Source organism: Microbacterium sp. NPDC088619, assembly GCF_044752825.1.
In the GTDB taxonomy this organism is placed as follows: Bacteria; Actinomycetota; Actinomycetes; order Actinomycetales; family Microbacteriaceae; genus Microbacterium.
In genome coordinates this window covers 57,155-76,614 of record NZ_JBIVLZ010000002.1, presented here as the reverse complement: position 1 = coordinate 76,614, position 19,460 = coordinate 57,155, and the positions used below count along the sequence as shown (strand labels likewise).

General features: G+C 68.0%; 19 protein-coding genes. 13 read left to right on the top strand and 6 right to left on the bottom strand.

Features of this window, described 5'->3' with window-relative positions; translation table 11 throughout:
- Positions 1 to 35 precede the first annotated feature (35 nt).
- Positions 36 to 674, bottom strand: coding sequence for a Maf family protein (locus tag ACIP5T_RS14830; RefSeq protein ID WP_400866975.1), 639 nt, complete (start codon positions 672 to 674; stop codon positions 36 to 38).
- 23 nt (positions 675 to 697) lie between these two features.
- Between ACIP5T_RS14830 and ACIP5T_RS14825 the strand changes: the two genes are divergently transcribed.
- The 5 genes from ACIP5T_RS14825 (at position 698) to ACIP5T_RS14805 (ending at position 6,363) form a co-directional block, all read left to right on the top strand.
- A complete protein-coding gene (locus ACIP5T_RS14825; RefSeq protein ID WP_400865011.1) occupies positions 698 to 1,927 on the top strand; it encodes a class I SAM-dependent RNA methyltransferase in 1,230 nt (409 codons plus the stop codon).
- Positions 1,928 to 1,968: 41 nt separating this feature from the next.
- Positions 1,969 to 2,631, top strand: coding sequence for a response regulator (locus tag ACIP5T_RS14820; RefSeq protein WP_400865008.1), 663 nt, complete (start codon positions 1,969 to 1,971; stop codon positions 2,629 to 2,631).
- The gene (locus ACIP5T_RS14815; protein ID WP_400865005.1) at positions 2,621 to 3,853 is read left to right on the top strand and encodes an ATP-binding protein; all 1,233 of its coding nucleotides are present in this window, start codon (positions 2,621 to 2,623) and stop codon (positions 3,851 to 3,853) included. The genes ACIP5T_RS14820 and ACIP5T_RS14815 overlap by 11 nt, the downstream gene beginning before the upstream one ends.
- Positions 3,850 to 4,863, top strand: coding sequence for a hypothetical protein (locus tag ACIP5T_RS14810; protein WP_400865002.1), 1,014 nt, complete (start codon positions 3,850 to 3,852; stop codon positions 4,861 to 4,863). The genes ACIP5T_RS14815 and ACIP5T_RS14810 overlap by 4 nt, the downstream gene beginning before the upstream one ends.
- A gap of 300 nt (positions 4,864 to 5,163) precedes the next feature.
- Positions 5,164 to 6,363 (top strand): ROK family transcriptional regulator, encoded by a 1,200-nt coding sequence (locus ACIP5T_RS14805; RefSeq protein WP_400864999.1) that lies wholly within the window; start codon positions 5,164 to 5,166, stop codon positions 6,361 to 6,363.
- Between the two features lie 195 nt (positions 6,364 to 6,558).
- On the opposite strand, the gene ACIP5T_RS14800 is transcribed toward ACIP5T_RS14805, so the two are convergent.
- The 4 genes from ACIP5T_RS14800 to ACIP5T_RS14785 all read right to left on the bottom strand — a co-directional run bounded on the left by ACIP5T_RS14800 (position 6,559) and on the right by ACIP5T_RS14785 (position 10,267).
- Positions 6,559 to 6,804, bottom strand: a complete 246-nt coding sequence (locus tag ACIP5T_RS14800; RefSeq protein ID WP_400864996.1) for an acyl-CoA carboxylase subunit epsilon — start codon at positions 6,802 to 6,804, stop codon at positions 6,559 to 6,561.
- Positions 6,801 to 8,390 carry an acyl-CoA carboxylase subunit beta gene (locus ACIP5T_RS14795; protein ID WP_400864994.1) on the bottom strand — a complete coding sequence of 530 codons (1,590 nt, stop codon included), beginning with the start codon at positions 8,388 to 8,390 and terminating at the stop codon, positions 6,801 to 6,803. The genes ACIP5T_RS14800 and ACIP5T_RS14795 overlap by 4 nt, the downstream gene beginning before the upstream one ends.
- Positions 8,391 to 8,507: 117 nt before the next feature.
- Positions 8,508 to 9,494, bottom strand: coding sequence for a hypothetical protein (locus tag ACIP5T_RS14790; protein ID WP_400864991.1), 987 nt, complete (start codon positions 9,492 to 9,494; stop codon positions 8,508 to 8,510).
- 80 nt (positions 9,495 to 9,574) lie between these two features.
- On the bottom strand, positions 9,575 to 10,267 hold the full coding sequence (locus tag ACIP5T_RS14785; RefSeq protein WP_400864988.1) for an NTP transferase domain-containing protein: 693 nt from the start codon (positions 10,265 to 10,267) through the stop codon (positions 9,575 to 9,577).
- A gap of 252 nt (positions 10,268 to 10,519) precedes the next feature.
- On the opposite strand from ACIP5T_RS14785, the gene ACIP5T_RS14780 reads away from it, so the two are divergent.
- Genes ACIP5T_RS14780 through ACIP5T_RS14770 form a run of 3 tightly spaced genes read left to right on the top strand, consistent with a single transcriptional unit; the run spans position 10,520 to position 14,191 of the window.
- Positions 10,520 to 12,343: an ATP-binding cassette domain-containing protein gene (locus ACIP5T_RS14780; RefSeq protein WP_400864985.1), complete on the top strand. Its 1,824-nt coding sequence runs from the start codon at positions 10,520 to 10,522 to the stop codon at positions 12,341 to 12,343.
- Positions 12,319 to 13,884, top strand: coding sequence for a hypothetical protein (locus ACIP5T_RS14775; RefSeq protein WP_400864982.1), 1,566 nt, complete (start codon positions 12,319 to 12,321; stop codon positions 13,882 to 13,884). Before ACIP5T_RS14780 ends, ACIP5T_RS14775 begins: the two co-directional genes overlap by 25 nt.
- A gap of 40 nt (positions 13,885 to 13,924) precedes the next feature.
- Entirely contained in the window at positions 13,925 to 14,191 is a 267-nt protein-coding gene (locus ACIP5T_RS14770; protein ID WP_042536500.1) for a DUF3039 domain-containing protein, read from the top strand.
- Between the two features lie 22 nt (positions 14,192 to 14,213).
- Here ACIP5T_RS14770 and ACIP5T_RS14765 read toward each other — a convergent pair whose 3' ends face one another.
- Positions 14,214 to 15,539: a nicotinate phosphoribosyltransferase gene (locus tag ACIP5T_RS14765; protein ID WP_400864978.1), complete on the bottom strand. Its 1,326-nt coding sequence runs from the start codon at positions 15,537 to 15,539 to the stop codon at positions 14,214 to 14,216.
- A 74-nt stretch (positions 15,540 to 15,613) separates the two neighbouring features.
- Here ACIP5T_RS14765 and murI point away from each other — a divergent pair, with 74 nt between their 5' ends.
- From murI to ACIP5T_RS14740, 5 genes are all read left to right on the top strand, one after another.
- Complete coding sequence (gene murI / locus ACIP5T_RS14760; protein ID WP_400864975.1) at positions 15,614 to 16,447, top strand: glutamate racemase; 834 nt, start codon at positions 15,614 to 15,616, stop codon at positions 16,445 to 16,447.
- Between the two features lie 46 nt (positions 16,448 to 16,493).
- Positions 16,494 to 17,228, top strand: coding sequence for a ribonuclease PH (gene rph, locus ACIP5T_RS14755; protein ID WP_400864972.1), 735 nt, complete (start codon positions 16,494 to 16,496; stop codon positions 17,226 to 17,228).
- On the top strand, positions 17,228 to 17,821 hold the full coding sequence (rdgB, locus tag ACIP5T_RS14750; protein WP_400864969.1) for an RdgB/HAM1 family non-canonical purine NTP pyrophosphatase: 594 nt from the start codon (positions 17,228 to 17,230) through the stop codon (positions 17,819 to 17,821). Before rph ends, rdgB begins: the two co-directional genes overlap by 1 nt.
- Before the next feature lie 56 nt (positions 17,822 to 17,877).
- Positions 17,878 to 18,453 carry a dihydrofolate reductase family protein gene (locus ACIP5T_RS14745; RefSeq protein ID WP_400864966.1) on the top strand — a complete coding sequence of 192 codons (576 nt, stop codon included), beginning with the start codon at positions 17,878 to 17,880 and terminating at the stop codon, positions 18,451 to 18,453.
- Between the two features lie 85 nt (positions 18,454 to 18,538).
- Positions 18,539 to 19,459: a cation diffusion facilitator family transporter gene (locus ACIP5T_RS14740; RefSeq protein ID WP_400864963.1), complete on the top strand. Its 921-nt coding sequence runs from the start codon at positions 18,539 to 18,541 to the stop codon at positions 19,457 to 19,459.
- Position 19,460: the final 1 nt, after the last annotated feature.

The following is a 19,460-nucleotide window of genomic DNA, read 5'->3' as shown; positions in this document are numbered from 1 at the left end:
CTCCACAAGAAAGAGGCAGAAACGTCGACGAGACCCTACGACCAGAGGTCGGTCCAGGTGACTCCGAGGTCCGCAGCGAGTCGGCGCACGGTCGACAGCGACATCCCGACCACCGTCGACGGGTCTCCGTCGACGCGCGTGATGAACGCTCCGCCGAGGCTGTCCACCGTGAACGCGCCGGCGACGAGCAGGGGCTCGCCCGAGGCGACGTAGGCGGCGATCTCGGCATCGGTGATGTCCTCGGCGAATGTCACCGAGGCCTCCGCCGTCGCGGTGGCCTCGACCGGTGCTGCGCCCGGCGAGACGCGGAAGATCGAGTGGCCCGAGTGCAGGATGCCGGTGGCTCCGCGCATCTCCTGCCAGCGCCTCGTCGCCTCCTCCGCCGTGTAGGGCTTGCCGTAGACGCGGCCGCCGAGCTCGAACATGGAGTCTCCGCCGACCACGATGCCGTCGAACGATCCGTCCTCGGCGAGCCGGTGCGCGACATCAGCGGCCTTCGCGCGAGCGAGCAGGAGCACGAGCTCCGCCGGCGCGAGCTCGGTGCCCCGTTCCGCCGCGGCGGCTGCTGCGACGGCATCCTCATCCACCTCGGGTGACTGGGTCAGCGGTTCGATGCCGGCCTGACGCAGCAGCATGAGACGGGCGGGCGAGGTCGAGGCGAGGCAGACGCGCATGTTCACCACCGTATCCTCGAAGAATGACTTCCTCCCCAGTCCTGCTCGATCTGGACATCACCGGCATCGCGCACGGCGGCACGTTCATCGCCCGACACGAAGGTCGGGTCGTCTTCGTCTCCGACGCCATCCCCGGCGAGCGTGTCCGCGCGCGCCTGAGCGAGGATTCGACGGGGGACTCGAAGAGCTTCTGGCGTGCTGAGACCGTCGAGGTGCTCGACGCCTCGCCGCACCGCCGTCCGCACATCTGGGCAGAGGCCGATGTCTCTCGTGCCCCGGAGGAGCGGCCGGGCGGTGCAGACCTGGGGCACATCGATCTTGCTCACCAGCGCGTCCTCAAGCGTCAGGTCCTGACCGAGGCGTTCGATCGGTTCGCCGGGCCCGGACTCGAGGCCCCCGAGATCGAAGCCGTCGACTCGACCGACGGCACGGGCTGGCGCACGAGGGTCACGCTGCACGTCGACGACGAAGGCCGAGTCGGACCCTATGCCGCGCGCAGCCACCGGGTGATCCCCGTCAGCTCTCACCCGCTCGCACGCCCCGCGATCGCGCAGGCGGCTCTGCGCCTAGCCGGCGGCGAGGCCAGCAGCGTCGACCTGGTCGAACCCGGCGACGGCGAGGTGCGGGTCATCCGGCGTGAGCGTCTCGAGGAGCGCCCGGCCCGAGGACAGGGCCGACGCCCCGCGCCCGAGGTCGTCTACGAACAGGTGGGCGATCGACGGTTCCAGGTCGACGCCGGCGGCTTCTGGCAGGTGCACCCCCGCGCCGCATCGGTGCTCGACGGGGCCGTCTACGGCATCCTCGACGGCCATGTCGACCCCGAGAAGAAGCACTTCGATCTGTACGGAGGCGTGGGCCTCTTCGCCGCATCGCTCGCCGATCTCGGCGGCACCGACATCGTCACGGTCGAGTCCAGCAGGCGCGCGACGGCTCACGCCCAGCAGAACCTCGCTCCGCTCGACGTCAGCGCCGTCACCGCACGCGTCGACCGCTATCTGGCAGGTGTCCCCGCCGGCACGAGCGCGGGCGCCGTGGTCCTCGATCCGCCGCGTGCGGGCGCAGGCCGCGCGGTGGTCGACGCTCTCGACGCGCTCGCCCCCGATGCCATCGCCTACGTCGCGTGCGACCCGGTCGCCCTCGCCCGCGACCTCGGCACGTTCCGTGCGCACGGGTGGAACGTGGGGACTCTGCGAGGCTTCGACCTGTTCCCGCACTCGCATCACTTCGAGGTCGTCGCGCTGCTCACGCGGTGACCGATGATCTCGAGACGCTGACTACTCAGTAGGCTGGGCGGATGAGCAGGGTCGCACTCATCGACGATCACGAGTCCGTCCGCCTCGGTCTCGAGGCGGCGTGCGCTCGTGACGGAGCGCAGACGGTGGTCTTCTCCGGCAGCACCGTCGTGTCATATCTCGAGTGGAGGTCGGCGACGTCAGCGCAGCCGGCCGACGTCGTGGTTCTCGACCTGACGCTCGGCGACGGCACCACGGTGACCGAGAACGTCCGCTCGCTGGTCGCAGACGGCGCGAGCGTGGTGATCCACAGCGTCGCCGATCGACCGGCGGCTGTGCGCGAGGCGCTGGCGGCCGGCGCTGCGGGCGTAGTGAGCAAATCCTCGGCGCTCGACGACGTGCTCGACGCCATCCGCACTGTCGCTCAGGGCGAGGCGCTCAACAACGTCGAGTGGGCGAGCGCCGTCGACGGTGATCGTGACTTCGCAGATGCGCAGCTGTCGACCCGTGAGCGCGAGGTCCTGCGGCTTTATGCCACAGGCCTGCCGCTGAAGGCGGTGGCCGAGAGACTCGGCGTCGCGTACTCGACCGCGAAGGAGAACATCACGCGGATCCGGGTCAAGTACGTCGAGGTCGGGAGACCGGCCCCGACGAAGGTCGACCTTCTGCGTCGCGCGATGGAGGATGGGATCGTCGCCGCAGACGGGGCGCCGAGTGGCCGCTGACCCGCTCAGCATCCGCGAGGCCTGGAGCAAGATCCCCTCTCCCGGCAGTGTGGAGACCGAGTTCGAGCGCTTCACGGGCAAGCGCATGGAACGCATCCTCGCGACCGTCGTCGCGATCGGATCGGGTGTTCTCGGAGCGCAGGCGCTGATCGCCGGCATCACGACCACAGCCGGGTCGGATGCCGCACGGATCACGATGCTGCTCGTGGTCTTCATCCCGCTGATCGTGATGCTCATCGCCTGCATCATCGGCCGAGGTGTCAGGACCGCATCGGGAGCGTTCGCGATCGTCTACACGCTCGCGCTGGGGGCGTGGCCGAGTTTCGTCGAGCCGGTGGGCGAGGCTGCCGACCAGCCCTGGATCTTCTTCCTCGTGAATGTGGGCGTCGTGGCCGCGATGCTCGCATTTCCGCTATGGCTGCAGTTCGTGTGGGCCCTCTGCCTGCCGTTCGTCTACGGCTACGTCCGTCTCGTCGAGGGTGACTTCTCCCGCGACTTCTGGGTGACGACGGCCTTCGACGTGTCGTTCACGCTGATTCTCGGCTTCGTCATCATCGCGCTGGGCTGGATGTTCCGCTCGGTCGCCGCGGGCGTCGACGAGGCTCGCGCGCGTGCGGTCGCCTCGTATTCGGGGGCGGCGGCGGCAGCCGCGGCGGAGGAGGAGCGGGCGGCGATGTCTGCCCTCATGCATGACAGCGTTCTGGCGGCATTGATCGCCGCCGAGCGTGCCGAAGGCGAACGGGCGCAGGACCTGGCCGTGGGCATGGCCCGCGAGGCGCTCACGCGTCTGGCGAATACGGAGGCGGCGGTCGCTGAGGAGGGGAGCGACGAACCGGTCGGTGCGGCGCAGATCGTCGTGGAGTTGCGCCGAGCGCTCTCGGAGCTCGGAGCCGATGCGCTCGTCGAGGAGCGCGGCGGGATCGGCCTGATCCCCGGACGTGCCGCGCGAGCACTCGTGCTCGCTGCCAGACAGGCGCTCGGCAATGCCGTCACCCACGCGAGCGGGCGCGGGCTGCACATCCTCGTGGAGGGCCGAGGCGATGAGGGCATCGCCGTGACGATCTCGGACACCGGTCCGGGGTTCGATCTTCGGGCGATCGGTGCGGATCGCCTCGGCATCAGGGCCTCGATCTTCGCGCGCATGGCCGGGGTGGCCGGCACCGCGGAAATCGACTCGAGTGAGTGCGGCACCACCGTGACTCTGGGCTGGGAGCGTCCATGAACCGCACTGTGCGCAGTGTCGCGACCTCACTCGCTGTCGGCTTCGCGATGTACTTCGCGGCCAGAGGCGTCTGGTGGATCGAGCAGCCCTCCGCGCCCCTGATGATGGTCGCGGCGATCGCCCTGTATCTCGTCGTCGTCAACGTCGCGATCCTCTGGGACTCGGCGATCTCCGTGCGGATGCCTCTCTGGGCGGCGCTGGCGACCCTGGTCTCGAGCATCCTGATCCCGGTGCTCGCGACGTTGTCTCTCGATCCGCTCACGCGTACGGCCCCTTTCGCGACCTGGTACATCGGCGCGCTCGGCCTGATGGGTGTGGTGTGCATCGTGCGGCGTCGTTTCGTGATCGGCTGGCTGGTGGTGGCCATCCTCGTGGCCACCTCGTCGGCGTATCTGGGTTTCTTCGTCGCGCTGTCGCTCGGCCTCGTGGGTTCCCTCATGTGGGTCGTGATCGCTCACCTGCTGGTGATCTTCTGGGACAGGGCCGTGCGCGACACCGAGCGTCTCGCGGGAATCCAGCAGGCGGTCTCCGCGTGGCATGCGACCCAGCAGGTGCGTCAGAAGGAGCGCCGACTGCGCACGCAGTTCGCGCTCGCGGTCGCCGGGCCCGTCCTCAGTCGGACGGTCGCATCACGCGGCTCGCTGAATGAGGAGGAGCGTCTGCAGGCGCGCCTCGCAGAGGGACGCCTGCGCGACGAGTTGCGCGGCGCCGATCTGCTCAACGACGCCGTGCGGGATGCGATCGAAGACGCGCGTCGGCGGGGTGCCGTGGTCACGGTCTTCGACGAAGGTGGCCTGGCCGATGTCGACGAGGGGAGGCGTGCGGCGATTCGTGACGAGCTCGCACGGGTGCTGCGCGACGCCGATGCGGAGCGATGGATCATCCGCGCGGCTCAGGATCCTCGCATCGCCGTGACCGTGGTCGGTCGGGCCGGCGCAGGCGGGCAGAGCGACGATGACGCCGTCGATGTGTGGCACGAGATCCCGCGGGACGCGCCCGAAGCCTCATGAGTGACCCCTGCCCTCGGCTCTGGCCGGGGGAGGAGGTCAGAGTCGAGGTCAGACAGAGTGGGCGAGGGGCGGCGATACCGCCAGCCCCCCGCCAAGCGGACCAGTTACCCGAAAACCGTCCGCTGGTGGCCGGTCTGCGTCTATCTACCCTGGGACAGAGAGACCAGCCGAACGCTGAGCGTCTTACTTAGTTTCTCGGTTATTCAAGTCGTTGTCTGTAGGTACTTTGGGGGACACGGATTCGACACCGGTGCGAGAAGATGGGGCATGGGATCGCGCCGAGGAACAAATCTCCCCCGTATGGGTGACTTCAATCAGTCGGTGATCCTCGAGGCCATCCGTCGATCCGGCGAAGGGCTCAGTCGGATCGAACTCGTCGAAGCGACGGGTCTCTCGGCGCAGACGATCACGAACATCACCCGGCGTCTTCTCGACGAGGGGCTCATCGCCGAAGCCGGGCGCACCATCAACGGACCGGGTAAGCCGCGGGTCACACTGCGGCTGGTGGCGGAGAGCCGTTTCTCGGTCGGCGTGCATCTCGACCCGGCTGTGATCACGTTCGTGCTGCTGAACATGACCGGTGCGGTGGTCGGTCGCCGGGTGGTGCGCACGCAGCACAGCGATCCGAGTCGCGTCGTCGAGACGATGGCTCAGACGATCGATGTCCTGATCGATGAAGCGGGTATCGATCGCGCCCTGGTCGCGGGGGTCGGCGTCGCTGCTCCTGGTCCGCTCGACGCCGCGCGGGGCACCGTGATCGACCCTCCGAAGCTCGACGGGTGGCATCGTGTTCCGCTGCGCTCGGTGCTCGCGGCGGCGACGGGTTTCGAGGTCACGCTGGAGAAGGACACCACCGCCGCCGCGGTGGGGGAGCTGTGGACCGGCGATGCGTCGGCTGAGGCGTCGTTCCTGTTCGTCTACCTCGGTACGGGGCTGGGAGCGGCCGCCGCGCGAGAGGGGAGCGTGGTCGCGGGCAGCACTCACAACTTCGGAGAGATCGGCCACATCATGGTCGACCCCGACGGGCCGCCCTGCGACTGCGGCTCGCGAGGATGCGTCGAGGTGGTGTGCACGCCGCAGGCGATCGTCGAGCAGGCCGAGGCGGCCGGGGTGTTCGGGGACGACCCGGAGGGCGTCGGCGCGACCGGGGTCGACGAAAGGTTCAGGCGTCTGTGTGAGCGGGCCTCAGCAGGCGAGAAGCCTGCGCTCGAGGTGCTGCGTCGTTCTGCCGGCCACCTCGCGGTGCTGATCTCGGTGCTCACGAATGTGCTCGACGTCGACCGGGTCGTCCTCGGGGGCCCGTTCTGGGGACCGCTCGCGGAGATCTATCTGCGCGAGATCCCCGAGCCGTTGCATCGGCGGAGTGCGACTCACGCCGTTCGCACGCTGAGCGTCGACGGCGCCCTCATCGGCGACGACGTCGGAGCGGTGGGCGCAGCCTGCGTCGTGCTCGACGCGGTCCTCACACCCCGGGCCTCGGACCTGTACCTCGAGGATTGAGCGGTTCGTAATTCACATACCGGTATATCGGTTAGGCCCCGGAGCGATAACTCCAATCGATGTACTATCGAAGAGATGCGCCATCTGGGGTTACAAGGTGCCAGGGGCGACGGCCCCGCATCAATCGGAGGGTCGTCTGCGTGGCCCGGTAGCTGGGGGGCTCCGGGTCTCGCAGGCACTCCGTGCCCTCCGCATTCAGCGTGAGAAGCGGCCCCACGGGATGTCGCGTCGCAGCGGACGTCGCAGCGGTCGCTGAGTGCGAGCCCAGGCGGAGACGCGGGGCTCGTCGGCCACGGCCTCGGAGGCCTCCTGCGAGTAGGCGTCGCTGACCACCGCGATCAGCGCGGCGAGCTCCTCTTCGGTCGCCGCGCCCCGAGTGATCTCCATCGTCGGCAGCTGGTGCTCCTCCGACGTCGCGTCCTGCGTCGCGCGCACGGTCACAGCGGGATGTTCCCGTGCTTCTTGGGCGGCAGCTCAGCGCGCTTCCCGCGGAGCGCACGGAGAGCCTTGGCGATCGATACGCGGGTGTTCGCCGGTTCGATGATCCCGTCGATCTCGCCGCGCTCGGCGGCGAGGAAGGGCGAGGTCACACTGTAGGTGTATTCGTTGGCGAGGCGAGTGCGGACTGCGGCCACGTCCTCGCCGGCCTCTTCGGCGCGCTTGATCTCACCACGGTAGAGGATGTTGACCGCGCCCTGACCGCCCATCACAGCGATCTCCGCCGTCGGCCAGGCGAGGTTGACATCCGCGCCGAGCTGCTTCGAGCCCATCACGATGTAGGCACCGCCGTAGGCCTTGCGGAGGATGACCGTGACCAGCGGAACCGTCGCCTCGGCGTACGCGTAGATGAGCTTGGCGCCACGACGGATCACACCCGTCCACTCCTGGTCGGTGCCCGGCAGGTATCCGGGCACGTCGACGAGCGTGACGATCGGGATCGAGAAGGCGTCGCAGAAGCGCACGAACCGACTGGCCTTCTCGCCCGCCTCGATGTTCAGGGTTCCCGCCATCTGAGACGGCTGGTTGGCGATGATGCCCACGGAGCGTCCCTCTACGCGGCCGAAGCCGATCACGATGTTCGGCGCGAAGAGCGGCTGGACCTCGATGAAGTCTCCTGCGTCGACGACGTGCTCGATGACCGTGTGGATGTCGTACGGCTGGTTGGCGGAGTCGGGGATGATCGTGTTCAGAGCGCGGTCGGCATCTGTGGTCTCCCACTCGAAGCCGCTCTCGTAGGCCGGAATCTCCGCCATGTTGTTGTCGGGGAGGAACCCGAGCAGCGTGCGGGCGTAGTCGATCGCGTCGTCCTCGTCTTCGGCGAGGTAATGGGCGACGCCAGAGCGGGTGTTGTGCGTGAGGGCTCCTCCGAGCTCCTCCATGCCGACATCCTCGCCGGTGACCGTCTTGATCACGTCGGGGCCGGTGACGAACATCTGGCTGGTCTTGTCGACCATGATCACGAAGTCCGTCAGCGCCGGGCCGTAGACGGCGCCACCGGCGGCGGGACCCATGATCAGCGAGATCTGCGGGATGACGCCGGATGAACGGGTGTTCAGACGGAAGATCTCGCCGTACTTGCTGAGCGCGAGCACGCCTTCCTGGATGCGGGCTCCGCCCGAATCCAGGATGCCGATGATCGGCATCCCGCCGGAGAGTGCGAACTCCATGATCTTGATGATCTTGTCGCCCGACACCTCTCCCAGAGAGCCGCCGAACGTGGTGAAGTCCTGCGAGTAGACCGCGACCGTGCGGCCGTGGATCGTGCCGACTCCCGTGACGACCGAGTCGCCGTAGGGGCGGTTCCGATCCATCCCGAATGCTGTGGTGCGGTGGCGCACGTACTCGTCGAACTCGACGAAACTCCCCGGATCGACGAGCAGTTCGATGCGCTCGCGGGCGGTCATCTTGCCCTTGGCGTGCTGCTTCTCCTGCGCGACCTTCTCAGCGTCGACAACGGCTTCGTTGTAGCGAGCGCGGAGGTCTGCGATCCTGCCGGCGGTGGTCGAGAGTTCGGGCTTGTCCGTCACGGATTCCACCCTATCGTCGGGTCGGGCCCGTCCGTTGGATGCTCGCCACAACGGGTCGGCGGATCCTTTGGCGGCTGTCGTGCAGTCGACGGTGCTGGTCGCGGGTGACGAGCGGAGTCAGTCCTGGGCGACGTCAGACGCGACGGACCCGAGCTCGCCCGGGAGGTCGTGGGTTCCCGTCGTGCTTATCTCGCCGTCACCGGACTTGCGGCGTCGTCCCACGGATGCGATCCGCCGCCCCGCCCAGCCGACTCCGCGCACTGCCGACCCGGCGGCACCCGCCACGGCACCTCCGACGAACTGCGCGCCGTGCAGCATCCTCAGTTCGAGCTTCTCCGCGCCGTCGACCGGTTCGAGCTCGAGGGGGAAGTCCATCGGGGCTGCGCCGAAGGCGTGATGCGACGTCGTGAGGACCCGGCGTCCGAGGATGTGGTTGCCGGCGCCGCCCACCGCGGCACCCACTCCGAACGGGAGGGCCTTGCCGATGAAGGATGCTCCGCCCTTCGCAGCGAACTGCTTCACGAAGCGGGTCTTGAGCTGATCGACCAGAGGTCCGACGGCGGCCCGCGGGAGTGACTTGGTCACCGTCTCGCCCCAGTACGACGATCGCGTGCCTCCGCGGCCCGACGCCTGTCCTGCCAGCTGTCCGACGAGCGCCACGCCCTCTTTGCCGAGCATCAGGGTCATGACGAGCGCCCGGGCCCTGTCGGGGTTGGACACGGCGATCCCGTGGACCTCGGCGACCGATTGCGCGAACAGTGCTGTCGATTCGACGAACCCCACGGTCTCCACCCCCGAGAGGGCCAGGGTGATGCCTGTGCCGATGCCGGGAACCACGGCGGTCGCGCCGACTGCTGCGCCGCCGGTCGTGACAGCGGCGAGGTAGCGCCGTTCGAGGATGCGCACGATCTGCTCCGGTGACGCCTGAGGGTTCCTCAGGCGGATGCTGCGGATGTGCGCCAGCACGAGAGGACGCTGGATGGCGAGGACACGGTCGAGCCCTCGGACCATCAGCGGGTGCTCCGCCGAGCCCACCGGCGGCACCCCCTTGTCCCACGCGGCGTCGTCGGGGAGGGAGTGGATCTTGTGCACCTTGGGGGCCATGACTCGATCCTAGGAAACCAGGCCGCGAAAACGCCGAAAGCCCGGCACCCTTGACGGGGCCGGGCTTTCGTGAAACGAGATCAGACGAACAGGTTCGCCCGCTCGAGGTCTTCGGCGAAGTCGACCTCGACCGCGTAGAGGTCGGAGACGTCCATCGGCTCGAGCAGCAGGCCGTCTTCGGCGATCGCGAGTTCGAGTCCACGCTCGAAGTAGTCCTGGTCCTCGACGCGCTGCAGCTGGCGCATGAACGCCTTCTTGTTCGCGGACGAGATGTAGTTGATGCCCACGGCCTCGCCGAGTCCGCCCTTGACGGTCTTGGAGAGCTCGTTGATGAAGCCCTCGGCCGTGACCGTGTACTTCACCTCTTCGTCGCTCACCTTCGAGGTGTTCACCGTGACGAACGACTGGTCGCGCTCGATGTACGCGGCCGCACGGCCGAGGATCATCGGGTCGAAGACGACGTCGCCGTTCATCCAGAGCACGCCGGACTTGCCCGTGGCGCCGAGGGCGCGCAGCAGGCTCTTCGAGGTGTTGGTCTCGTCGTAGCGCTCGTTGTGCACGTAGTTGACGTTCGGGAACGCCTCGATGATGGTCTCGGCGCGGTATCCGACGACGGACGTGATGCGGGCGTCCGAGCCGAAGGCGGCGCGGATGTTGTCGTGCTGCTGGCGCATGATCGTGCGGCCGTCGCTCAGCTCCGTGAGCGGCTTCGGCAGCGCCCGGCCCAGGCGAGAGCCCATGCCTGCTGCGAGGATGACGGTCTGAAGAGTCACGAGTGCTCCTAAATGAAGTATGTGTTCACGGTCGGTTCACCGACCAGACACTTCGTCGTGCCGAGAGTCATGCTAGCGATCAAGCCTGGGAAGCCCCGGGGGTTGACGTCGCTGTTGCCAATTCGTGATCCAGTACACACCCAACACTCAGATTCGTCCAGATCCGGGCGAGAAGAGGTGAGTAAGGCGATCCTATGGGCGATTTGTTGCGGCGACCCGAAGAAAGTCGGCACCCGTTGATACCGTAGGACGGTGACTCCTTCTTCCCCCGACGACCGCACCGATCAGGTGGCTGACGCCGCGCCCGCCGCCCCGAAGAAGACCCCCGCTCGCAAGACGCCCGCTCCTCGCGAGACGCCCGTCAAGAAGGCGGGCGGCAGACGAGCTCCGTCGAAGGCTGCGGCCGACAAAGCGGCTGCGACCGTCGAAGTGGTGGCTGAGCCCGCACTGAAGATCGACCGGAGCGCCGAGAGCGCCGGCCCGCGATCCGCAGCACCGAAGAAGACGACCGCGGCCGCGGCGCGCGCAGCCGCCGCCAAGAACTCGACACGCGACACGACGGGTCGTGCAGCCGCAGCGAAGTCCGCTGCGGCGCGATCCGCTGCGACCAAGACGACGGCCGCGAAGACTGCGGCTGCCAAGACCGCGGCTGCAGCCGCATCGAGCGCGTCGGCATCGAAGACCGCTGCTGCAAAGGCCGCGGCGGCCAAGGCCACGGCGGAGAAGAGCGCCGCGACGAAGTCCGCTGCGCGCACGTCGGCTGCGAGAGCCGCGGCCGCGAAGGCGGCTGCGACGAAGGCAGCTGCGGCGAAGGCGGCGGCGGCGAAGGCGGCGGCAACCGACGCAGAGGAAGACGCACAGGAGACTGCCTCGGTCGAGGCCGTCGTCGCGGATGCCGAAGCGCGCGAGTTCGACGCCGACGCGTCGGGCGCGACGGACGAGGCTGCCGAAGAGAGTCCGCAGGTCGCGATCGGGACACCGATCGAGCAGCAGCCGCCGACGACCGAGTCGGACGTATCCTCAGACGCACCCGCCGTCGGGAGCGACGCCGCGGAGCCGGTGGCACCCGTCGAGTCGTCGTCGGAGACGCGCGCCGCGGACGAAGCGCCCAGCGATCCCGCCCTTGACACCGCGCCGGTGGAAGACACCACCCCGCTCGAAGACACCACGGCAGATGTCGCGGCGGATGAGGCGCAGGTCGCCGAACCCACCGAGGAGGCGTCCGTCGACGGGATCGCCACCTCCGAATCGGTCGACGCGGTGTCCGATTCGGACGAGACGGATGAGGCCGTCGGCGGTGTCGAGGCGGCATCCGGCTCGGAGGCCATCCGCATCCGCGGCCTCGTGAAGAGCTTCGGCGACCCCACTGCTGTCAACGGCATCGATCTCACGGTGCCCGCGGGGTCGTTCTACGGCATCGTCGGTCCCAACGGGGCGGGCAAGACGACGACGCTCTCGATCGTCGCGGGCCTGCTGCGCGCCGACGCGGGCGACATCTCGATCTGCGGCATCGACCAATCGGCGAAGCCTCTCGCGGCGAAGCGCATGATGGGTGTGCTGCCCGACCGTCTTCGCACGTTCGACCGGCTCACCGGGCGGCAGCTCCTCTATTACTACGGGCTCCTGAGGGGGCTCGCCTCGGCGGTCATCGAGAAGCGCGTCGCCGACCTCGCACGAGCCTTCGACCTCGGAGAAGCGCTGAACCGCGTCGTCTCGGACTACTCGGCCGGAATGACGAAGAAGATCATGCTGGCGGGTGCGATGATCCACTCGCCGAGGGTCCTGGTGCTCGATGAGCCGTTCGAGGCCGTCGACCCGGTGTCCTCCGCCGTGATCCTCGACATCCTGCGTGCCTACGTCTCGCACGGCGGAACGGTGGTCCTCTCGAGCCACGGCATGGATCTCGTCGAGCGCGTCTGCTCTCGCGTCGCCATCATCGTCGGGGGAGAGGTGCTCGCCGAAGGCACGATCGATGAGGTGCGCGCCGGACAGACGCTGGAAGCGCGCTTCGTCGAACTCTCCGGCGGCATCGGCGAGGTGGAGGGGCTCGAGTGGCTGCACACGTTCTCCGACTGAGGGCGGCGCTCCTGATCGGTTCGCTTCGCGGTGAACGTCGGGTGCGCACCCTGGTCATGCTCGCTGTCGTGGTCATCCTGACCGCTGTGGTCTGCGCTGCGGTGCTCAGCCTCGACGACGCGCCCGTAGCCGTCGCGCGCACGGTCATCGTGCTGGGCAGCGCTGCTCTGCTTCTGGGGTTCCTGGTCGGGCCTATCCTCGTGGGTGCCGCTGACCAGCTCGATCCCCGGCGCTTCGCGGTGTTCGGAGTCGACGAGCGGCAGATGCCCTGGATCCTCGCACTCGCCGCATTCGTCAGCGTTCCGAGCCTTGCTCTGGTCGCGGTGAACATCAGCGTGTGCATCGTCGCGATCAGGCTCGGTGCGCCCTGGTTCACCGCGGTGCTGATGAGCTTCGTCAGCCTGCTGTCGACGATCCTCTCGGCACGCATCGGGATGGCGGTGAACGCGCTGCTGCTGCCGGAGCGCCGGTCGCGAGAGCTCACCGCCCTCTTCGCGCTGGCCGTGATCGTGATCGCATTCCCCGTCGCCGTGTTCCTCGCCTCGCTCAAGTGGGACGGGCAGGTTCCTGCGGCCGTCGCGGCGCTCACTGCGACGATCGGGTTCACCCCCTTCGCCGCGTCGTCGCGGTTCCTCTACTCGTTCTCGAGTGACGACGTCGCCGGAAACTGGATCAGCGGCATCGTGACGCTCGTCACCGCCGTGGCGCTCTGGGCAGCGTGGACATGGCTCGTGCGCAGGCTGCTCACCACGACCGAGCGGCCCGTGACCTCTCGAGAGCGCTCAGGGCTCGGATGGTTCGGCCTGCTCCCGTCGAATGCGTTCGGGGCGATCGCGTCTCGGAGTCTCGTGTACTGGCTGCGCGATCGCCGCTACATCATGAACCTCATCGTCGTCCCGGTCGCCGGGGTCCTCACCGTGCTGCCACTCCTCGTGGCCGGGGTGCCGCTCGAGATCGCTGCGCTCGTCCCGGTCCCAGTGATGGCACTGTTCTTCGGGTGGCTCCCGCACAACGATGTCGCCTACGATTCCACGGCTTTGTGGACGCACGTGGCGAGCGGTGTCCGCGGCATCCCCGATCGTCTGGGGCGACTGGTCCCGGTCATGCTCGTGGCTGTTCCCGTGCTCGCCATCGCCGTTCCCCTCACCCTGCTGTGGATCGACGACTGGCGTCTGCTTCTTCCCCTCACGGGCCTCGGGGCCAGCCTGCTGCTGTCGGCGCTCGGACTCTCGAGCATCGTCTCGGTGATCGCTCCCTACGCCGTGTCCCGCCCCGGCGACAGCCCGTTCCAGCAGCCGCAGCGTCCCACGTCACGGGGTGCATACGGTCCGGCGGCGGCGTTCCTCGGCGCGATCGTCGTGAGCGTCCCGACCATCTGGCTGCTCGTGCTCACGATGCTCGAGGGATCGCAGTTCGCGCCCGCGACATTCTGGGCTGGACTCGCGACGGGCATCGCCGTCTTCGCGATCGGCGTCGGTGTGGGCGGGCGGATCTTCGAGCACGAGGGCGAGCGCCTCATGGAGTTCGTCGAGACGGCATGACAGCCGCCCAACCCGGCGCTACCGCGGCTAGACTCTCGGCATGAGTACTCCGCTGGACAGCCCCGATCAGGGCGGCGTGGCAACGCTTGATCGCGAACTGGAAGAACTTCTCCGCGAGGAGAACCTCGAGCCGGGCGACCACGAGCGCTTCTCCCATTACGTCAAGAAGGACAAGATCCTCGAATCGGCGATCACCGGAAAGCCGGTGCGTGCGCTGTGCGGCAAGAAGTGGACTCCGGGTCGCGACCCGGAGAAGTTCCCGATCTGCCCCACGTGCAAGGAGATCTACGAGACGATGGTCGGCTGAGCCTGCACCGCCTCAGCGGCACTCAGCTCGCGTCGACGAAGACGGTGGGGATCGCCGGGTCCGACTTGCTGAGCGCGAGCGCCCGCACGGGAAGCTCCTCACGCACCCGAAGGTGATGTGCTCGCGCAGAGGCGGTGCCCTCGGGACCTTCGAACGCGGTATCGATCTCGCCGCGCTCGACGAATGTGGTCTGCAGTGCGCGCCCGTCCGCATGCTCCGCCGGGGTGTCGAGCTCTTCGAAGCCGTCCGAGACCACGACGGTCTCCGTCTCGGCCACACCGTCGACGAGAGTGCGGAACGCGGCCTTGCGCCCGCCGTGCGACGCCTTGTCGGTCGAGGCCTTCGCGACTCCGATCCATGCTCCGCTCGGATCCTGGCGGGCCACCAGCTTGTAGACCATGCTCGCCGTCGGGTAGCCGGAGCCGGTGACCACCGAGGTGCCGACACCGTACGCGTCCACGGGTGATGCCGCCAGAGCGGCGATCGCGTATTCGTCGAGATCGCTCGTCACCGTGATGCGAGTGCCCGTCGCTCCGAGCTCGTCGAGCTGCGCCCGGACCTCTGCGGCGACGATCGGAAGGTCGCCCGAGTCGATTCGCACACCGCCGAGGCCGGTGCCGGCCACGCGGATGGCCGTCTCGACGCCGGTGCGGATGTCGTAGGTATCGACGAGCAGGGTCGTGTCGGTCCCGAGGCTGTCGATCTGCGAACGGAAGGCGTCTTCCTCGGTCTCGTGCAGAAGGGTCCAAGAGTGCGCGGCGGTACCCATCGTCGGGATGCCCCACCGGCGCCCGGCCTCGAGGTTGCTCGTCGCGCGGAAGCCGGCGATGTAGGCGGCGCGCGCGGCGGCGACGGCGGACTGCTCGGCTGCTCGGCGGGAGCCCATCTCAGCCAGCGGGCGCTCACCTGCAGCGATGCTCATGCGGGATGCGGCGGTTGCGACGGCCGAATCGTGGTTGAGCACGCTGAGAGCGAGCGTCTCGAGCACGACGGCGTCGGCGAAGCTGCCCTCGACCGTCAGGATCGGAGACCCGGGGAAGTACAGCTCGCCCTCGCGGTAGCCCCGGATCGAGCCGGTGAAGCGGTAGTTCTCGAGATAGGTGAGCGAATCGGCATCGACGACGTCGTTGTCGCGGAGGAAGCGGAGCTCGTCCTCTCCGAAGCGGAAGTCGCGCAGCAGAGTGAGCAGGCGGCCGGTGCCTGCCACGACGCCGAAGCGGCGGCCTCCGGACAATCGCCGCGAGAACAGTTCGAACACACTCGGCCGTGATGCCGTGCCATCGCGAAGCGCGGCCGCGAGCATGGTGAGTTCGTAACGATCGGTCAGAAGCGCCGTGGACGTCGTCATCCGCTCAGCTTAGTGACGACACCCGCACGCGTTGCTGAGCGTGACGCGGTCGCACGCGGGTAGGCTGGGTAGTCATGAACGACGCCCCGATCGGAATCTTCGACTCCGGTGTCGGCGGACTCACGGTGGCACGTGCCATCCGAGCCCAGCTGCCCCGGGAATCGTTCGTCTACATCGGCGACACGGCCCATTCCCCGTACGGTCCGAAGCCGATCGCCGAGGTTCGTCGTTACAGCCTCGAGGTCCTCGACACGCTGGTCGACCAGGGTGTCAAGATGCTCGTGATCGCCTGCAACACCGCGTCCGCCGCCATGCTCCGCGATGCCAGGGAGCGGTATGACATCCCTGTCGTCGAGGTGATCGGTCCGGCAGTGCGCCGAGCCGTCTCGACCACGCGAAACGGCCGAGTCGGTGTCATCGGAACAGTCGGGACGATCGGCTCGCGTGCGTATCAGGACATGCTCGAGGTGAACGAGCGGCTCGAGGTGTTCACCGCGGCATGCCCCCGCTTCGTCGAGTTCGTCGAAGGGGGCATCACCGGCACCCCAGAGGTCCTCGCCACAGCCGAGGAATACCTGGCCCCGTTGCGCGATGCCGGCGTGGACACCCTGGTGCTCGGGTGCACGCACTACCCGTTCCTCCGCGGCGCGATCAGCTATGTGATGGGGGAGGGCGTCACGCTGGTCTCGAGCGACGACGAGACCGCGGGCGACGTCTACCGTCAGCTGGTCCGTGGAGACCTCCTTGCGTCCCCTGATGCCGCTGCGTCGTACGTCTACGAGGCGACGGGTGACTCGACGACCGAGTTCACCGCCCTCGCCAACCGTCTGATGGGCCGGGAGGTGCGCGACGTGCAGCTCGTGCAGACCGGCGTCATCACCCTCCCAGCGACGGCCTCAGGCTCGTAGCTCTCCTGCAGCACCCGCTTCATCCACCTCCACCCGAAGGAATCCCATGACCAGCATCGTCCGCGCCGACGGCCGCTCCACCGACCAGCTCCGCGAGATCACGATCGAACGCGGATGGAGCAGCCACGCTGAGGGATCCGCGCTGATCAGCTTCGGGGGCACCAAGGTGCTGTGCACGGCCTCGTTCACGAACGGCGTGCCTCGCTGGCTCACGGGCAAGGGCAAGGGGTGGGTCACCGCCGAGTACTCGATGCTGCCTCGCGCGACCAACAGCCGTAACGACCGTGAGAGCGTCAAGGGCCGTATCGGCGGACGCACCCACGAGATCTCCCGCCTGATCGGTCGCGCGCTCCGCGCCGTGGTCGACACCAAGGCTCTCGGCGAGAACACGATCGTCATCGACTGCGACGTGCTGCAGGCCGACGGAGGGACGCGCACCGCTGCGATCACCGGAGCATACGTCGCGCTCGCGGATGCGATCGAGTGGGGCCGGGAGAAGAAGTTCATCGGCAAGAACGCCACGCCGCTGCTCGATTCGGTGGCCGCGATCTCGGTGGGCATCATCGACGGCGAGCCCATGCTCGATCTCGCATACGTCGAAGACGTCCGCGCCGAGACCGACATGAACATCGTCGTGACCGGCCGTGGGCTCTTCGTCGAGGTGCAGGGCACCGCAGAGGGGGCGCCCTTCGACAAGCGGGAGCTCGATGCTCTGCTCGAGCTGGGTGTCGCGGGATGCGCCGACCTGAAGGACCACCAGCTGAAGGCGCTCGCGGGCTGATGAAGGTCGTCCTGGCCACTCACAATCCCCACAAGGTCGCGGAGTTCCAGCAGATCGTCGCGTCGACGCGCCCCGATCTCGAGATCATCGCCTACGACGGCCCGGAGCCAGTCGAGGACGGCGTCACCTTCGCGGAGAACGCTTTGATCAAGGCGCGCGCCGCCGCGCGGCACACGGGCCTCGCTGCCCTCGCTGACGACTCGGGCATCTGCGTCGACGTTCTGGGCGGGTCGCCCGGGGTGTTCTCGGCGTACTGGGCGGGACAGAAGAAGGATGCTGAGGCGAACCTCGGGCTGCTGCTCGACCAGCTGCGCGACGTCGCGGATCCCCACCGTACCGCCCACTTCAACTCGACCATCGCGCTGGTGACCCCCGAGGGTGCGGAGCACGTGGTCGTGGGGAACTGGCCGGGGCGCCTTGCCACCGCGGCATCCGGCGGGGGTGGGTTCGGCTACGACCCCATCTTCATCCCGGACGACCAGCCGGAGGGTGCCGAACGCACCGTGGGAGATTTCACGGCCGACGAGAAGCAGGCGCAGTCGCACCGCGCGCGTGCGTTCGTGGAACTGATGCCGTTGCTCGCCGATCTCTGACAGGGATTAACCACTACGCTTGACGTACTTCATGCGTAGTGGTTAATCTGATCGACATGCGAGAACTCACCTATTACATCGGCGTGACCCTCGACGGGTTCATCGCGGGACCCGCCGACGAGGTCGACTTCTATCCCGTGACTTCCGCTTTCGCCGAGACGCTCGGCACGGAACTCTCCGACATCCAGCCAGCATTCGTCCGCGCCGGTCGGGGAGGCGCCGACGAGCCGCTCATCCGGTTCGACACCGTAGTGATGGGGCGTCGAACATACGAGCCCGCTCTGCAGGCGGGCATCACCGACCCGTACTCGCAGTTGCGCACAGTCGTCTTCAGCGGCTCGCTCGACGACCCTGGTGAGGCGAACGTCGAAATCGTGCGCCGGGATCCTGTCGCGCGGGTGCGCGAGCTCAAGGCTGAGTCCGGTCTCGGCATCTACCTGGCGGGAGGGGCAGTGCTCGCGGGGGTGCTGCTCGACGAGATCGATCGCCTGATCGTCAAGAAGTACCCGGTCATCGCCGGCTCCGGCATCCCGATGACGAGCCACCCCTTCGCGCCGACGCACTTCGGCCTCGATCAGGTGCGCGCCTTCGACAACGGCTGTGTCGTGCTGGAGTACACACGCCTGCGCTGAGAACGTGCGGCTACTGAGAATCATCACCATTCCCGACTGCGCCCAGACCCGCCGAACCGCCCGATCCCCGGTCTAGCCTGGAGGCATGCACGATCACGCGCCCGCCGCCGGCGGCATCCGCTCCGCGAGTCATCGCCGTCTTCTGGCGATCTCCCTGAGTCTGACCGCGACCATCATGGTCGTGCAGGTCGTGGGCGCGATCTTCACCGGCTCCCTCGCGCTGCTGGCGGATGCCGCTCACATGTTCACCGATGCGTCGGCGCTCGTGATCGCGCTCATCGCCGCGGCGGTCGCGGCGCGACCTGCGGATGACCGACGCACCTTCGGATATCAGCGAGCCGAGGTGTTCGGAGCGCTGATCAACGCGATCATCCTGATCCTGCTTGCCGGATGGGTGGGGATCGAGGCCGTCGGTCGTCTGCTGAACCCGGGTGAGACCGAGGTCGTGGGTGGGCTGATGCTCCTCGTCGCGGTCGTGGGTCTCGTCGCCAACGCGATCTCGATGTGGCTGCTGAGCCGTGCCCAGCGCACCAGCATCAACGTCCGCGGCGCCTACCTCGAGGTGATGGGCGACCTGATCGGCTCGGCGATGGTGATCATCGCCGCGATCGTGATCGTGTCGACGGGATGGATGCCGGCTGATGCGATCGCGTCGCTGATGATCGCGGTGCTGATCATTCCTCGCGCGATCTCGCTTCTTCGTGAGGTGTTCTCGGTGCTCTCGGAATCGGCGCCGAAGGGCACCGCGGTCAGCGACATCCGCCAGCACCTCCTCGACTACGACGGGGTCGTCGGAGTGCACGATGTGCACGTGTGGCAGCTGACCCGCGGTGCTCCGGTGTTCAGCGCGCACGTAAGCGTCGATCCGGCGCTCCTCGCCGACGGGCGATCCGCGAAGCTGCTGAGCGACCTGCAGTCCTGCCTGTCGCACCATTTCGACGTCGCGCACTCGACGTTCCAGATCGAACCGGCCGAGCAGTCGGACTGCGAACCGCACCACGCGTGAG

Coding starts and splice junctions, on each gene's coding strand:
- murI (WP_400864975.1), top strand. CDS start 15,614: ATGAACGACGCCCCGATCGGAATCTTCGACTCCGGTGTCGGCGGACTC.
- ACIP5T_RS14810 (WP_400865002.1), top strand. CDS start 3,850: ATGAACCGCACTGTGCGCAGTGTCGCGACCTCACTCGCTGTCGGCTTC.
- ACIP5T_RS14805 (WP_400864999.1), top strand. CDS start 5,164: ATGGGTGACTTCAATCAGTCGGTGATCCTCGAGGCCATCCGTCGATCC.
- rdgB (WP_400864969.1), top strand. CDS start 17,228: ATGAAGGTCGTCCTGGCCACTCACAATCCCCACAAGGTCGCGGAGTTC.
- ACIP5T_RS14765 (WP_400864978.1), bottom strand. CDS start 15,539: ATGACGACGTCCACGGCGCTTCTGACCGATCGTTACGAACTCACCATG.
- ACIP5T_RS14790 (WP_400864991.1), bottom strand. CDS start 9,494: ATGGCCCCCAAGGTGCACAAGATCCACTCCCTCCCCGACGACGCCGCG.
- ACIP5T_RS14820 (WP_400865008.1), top strand. CDS start 1,969: ATGAGCAGGGTCGCACTCATCGACGATCACGAGTCCGTCCGCCTCGGT.
- ACIP5T_RS14825 (WP_400865011.1), top strand. CDS start 698: ATGACTTCCTCCCCAGTCCTGCTCGATCTGGACATCACCGGCATCGCG.
- ACIP5T_RS14740 (WP_400864963.1), top strand. CDS start 18,539: ATGCACGATCACGCGCCCGCCGCCGGCGGCATCCGCTCCGCGAGTCAT.
- rph (WP_400864972.1), top strand. CDS start 16,494: ATGACCAGCATCGTCCGCGCCGACGGCCGCTCCACCGACCAGCTCCGC.
- ACIP5T_RS14745 (WP_400864966.1), top strand. CDS start 17,878: ATGCGAGAACTCACCTATTACATCGGCGTGACCCTCGACGGGTTCATC.
- ACIP5T_RS14830 (WP_400866975.1), bottom strand. CDS start 674: ATGCGCGTCTGCCTCGCCTCGACCTCGCCCGCCCGTCTCATGCTGCTG.
- ACIP5T_RS14770 (WP_042536500.1), top strand. CDS start 13,925: ATGAGTACTCCGCTGGACAGCCCCGATCAGGGCGGCGTGGCAACGCTT.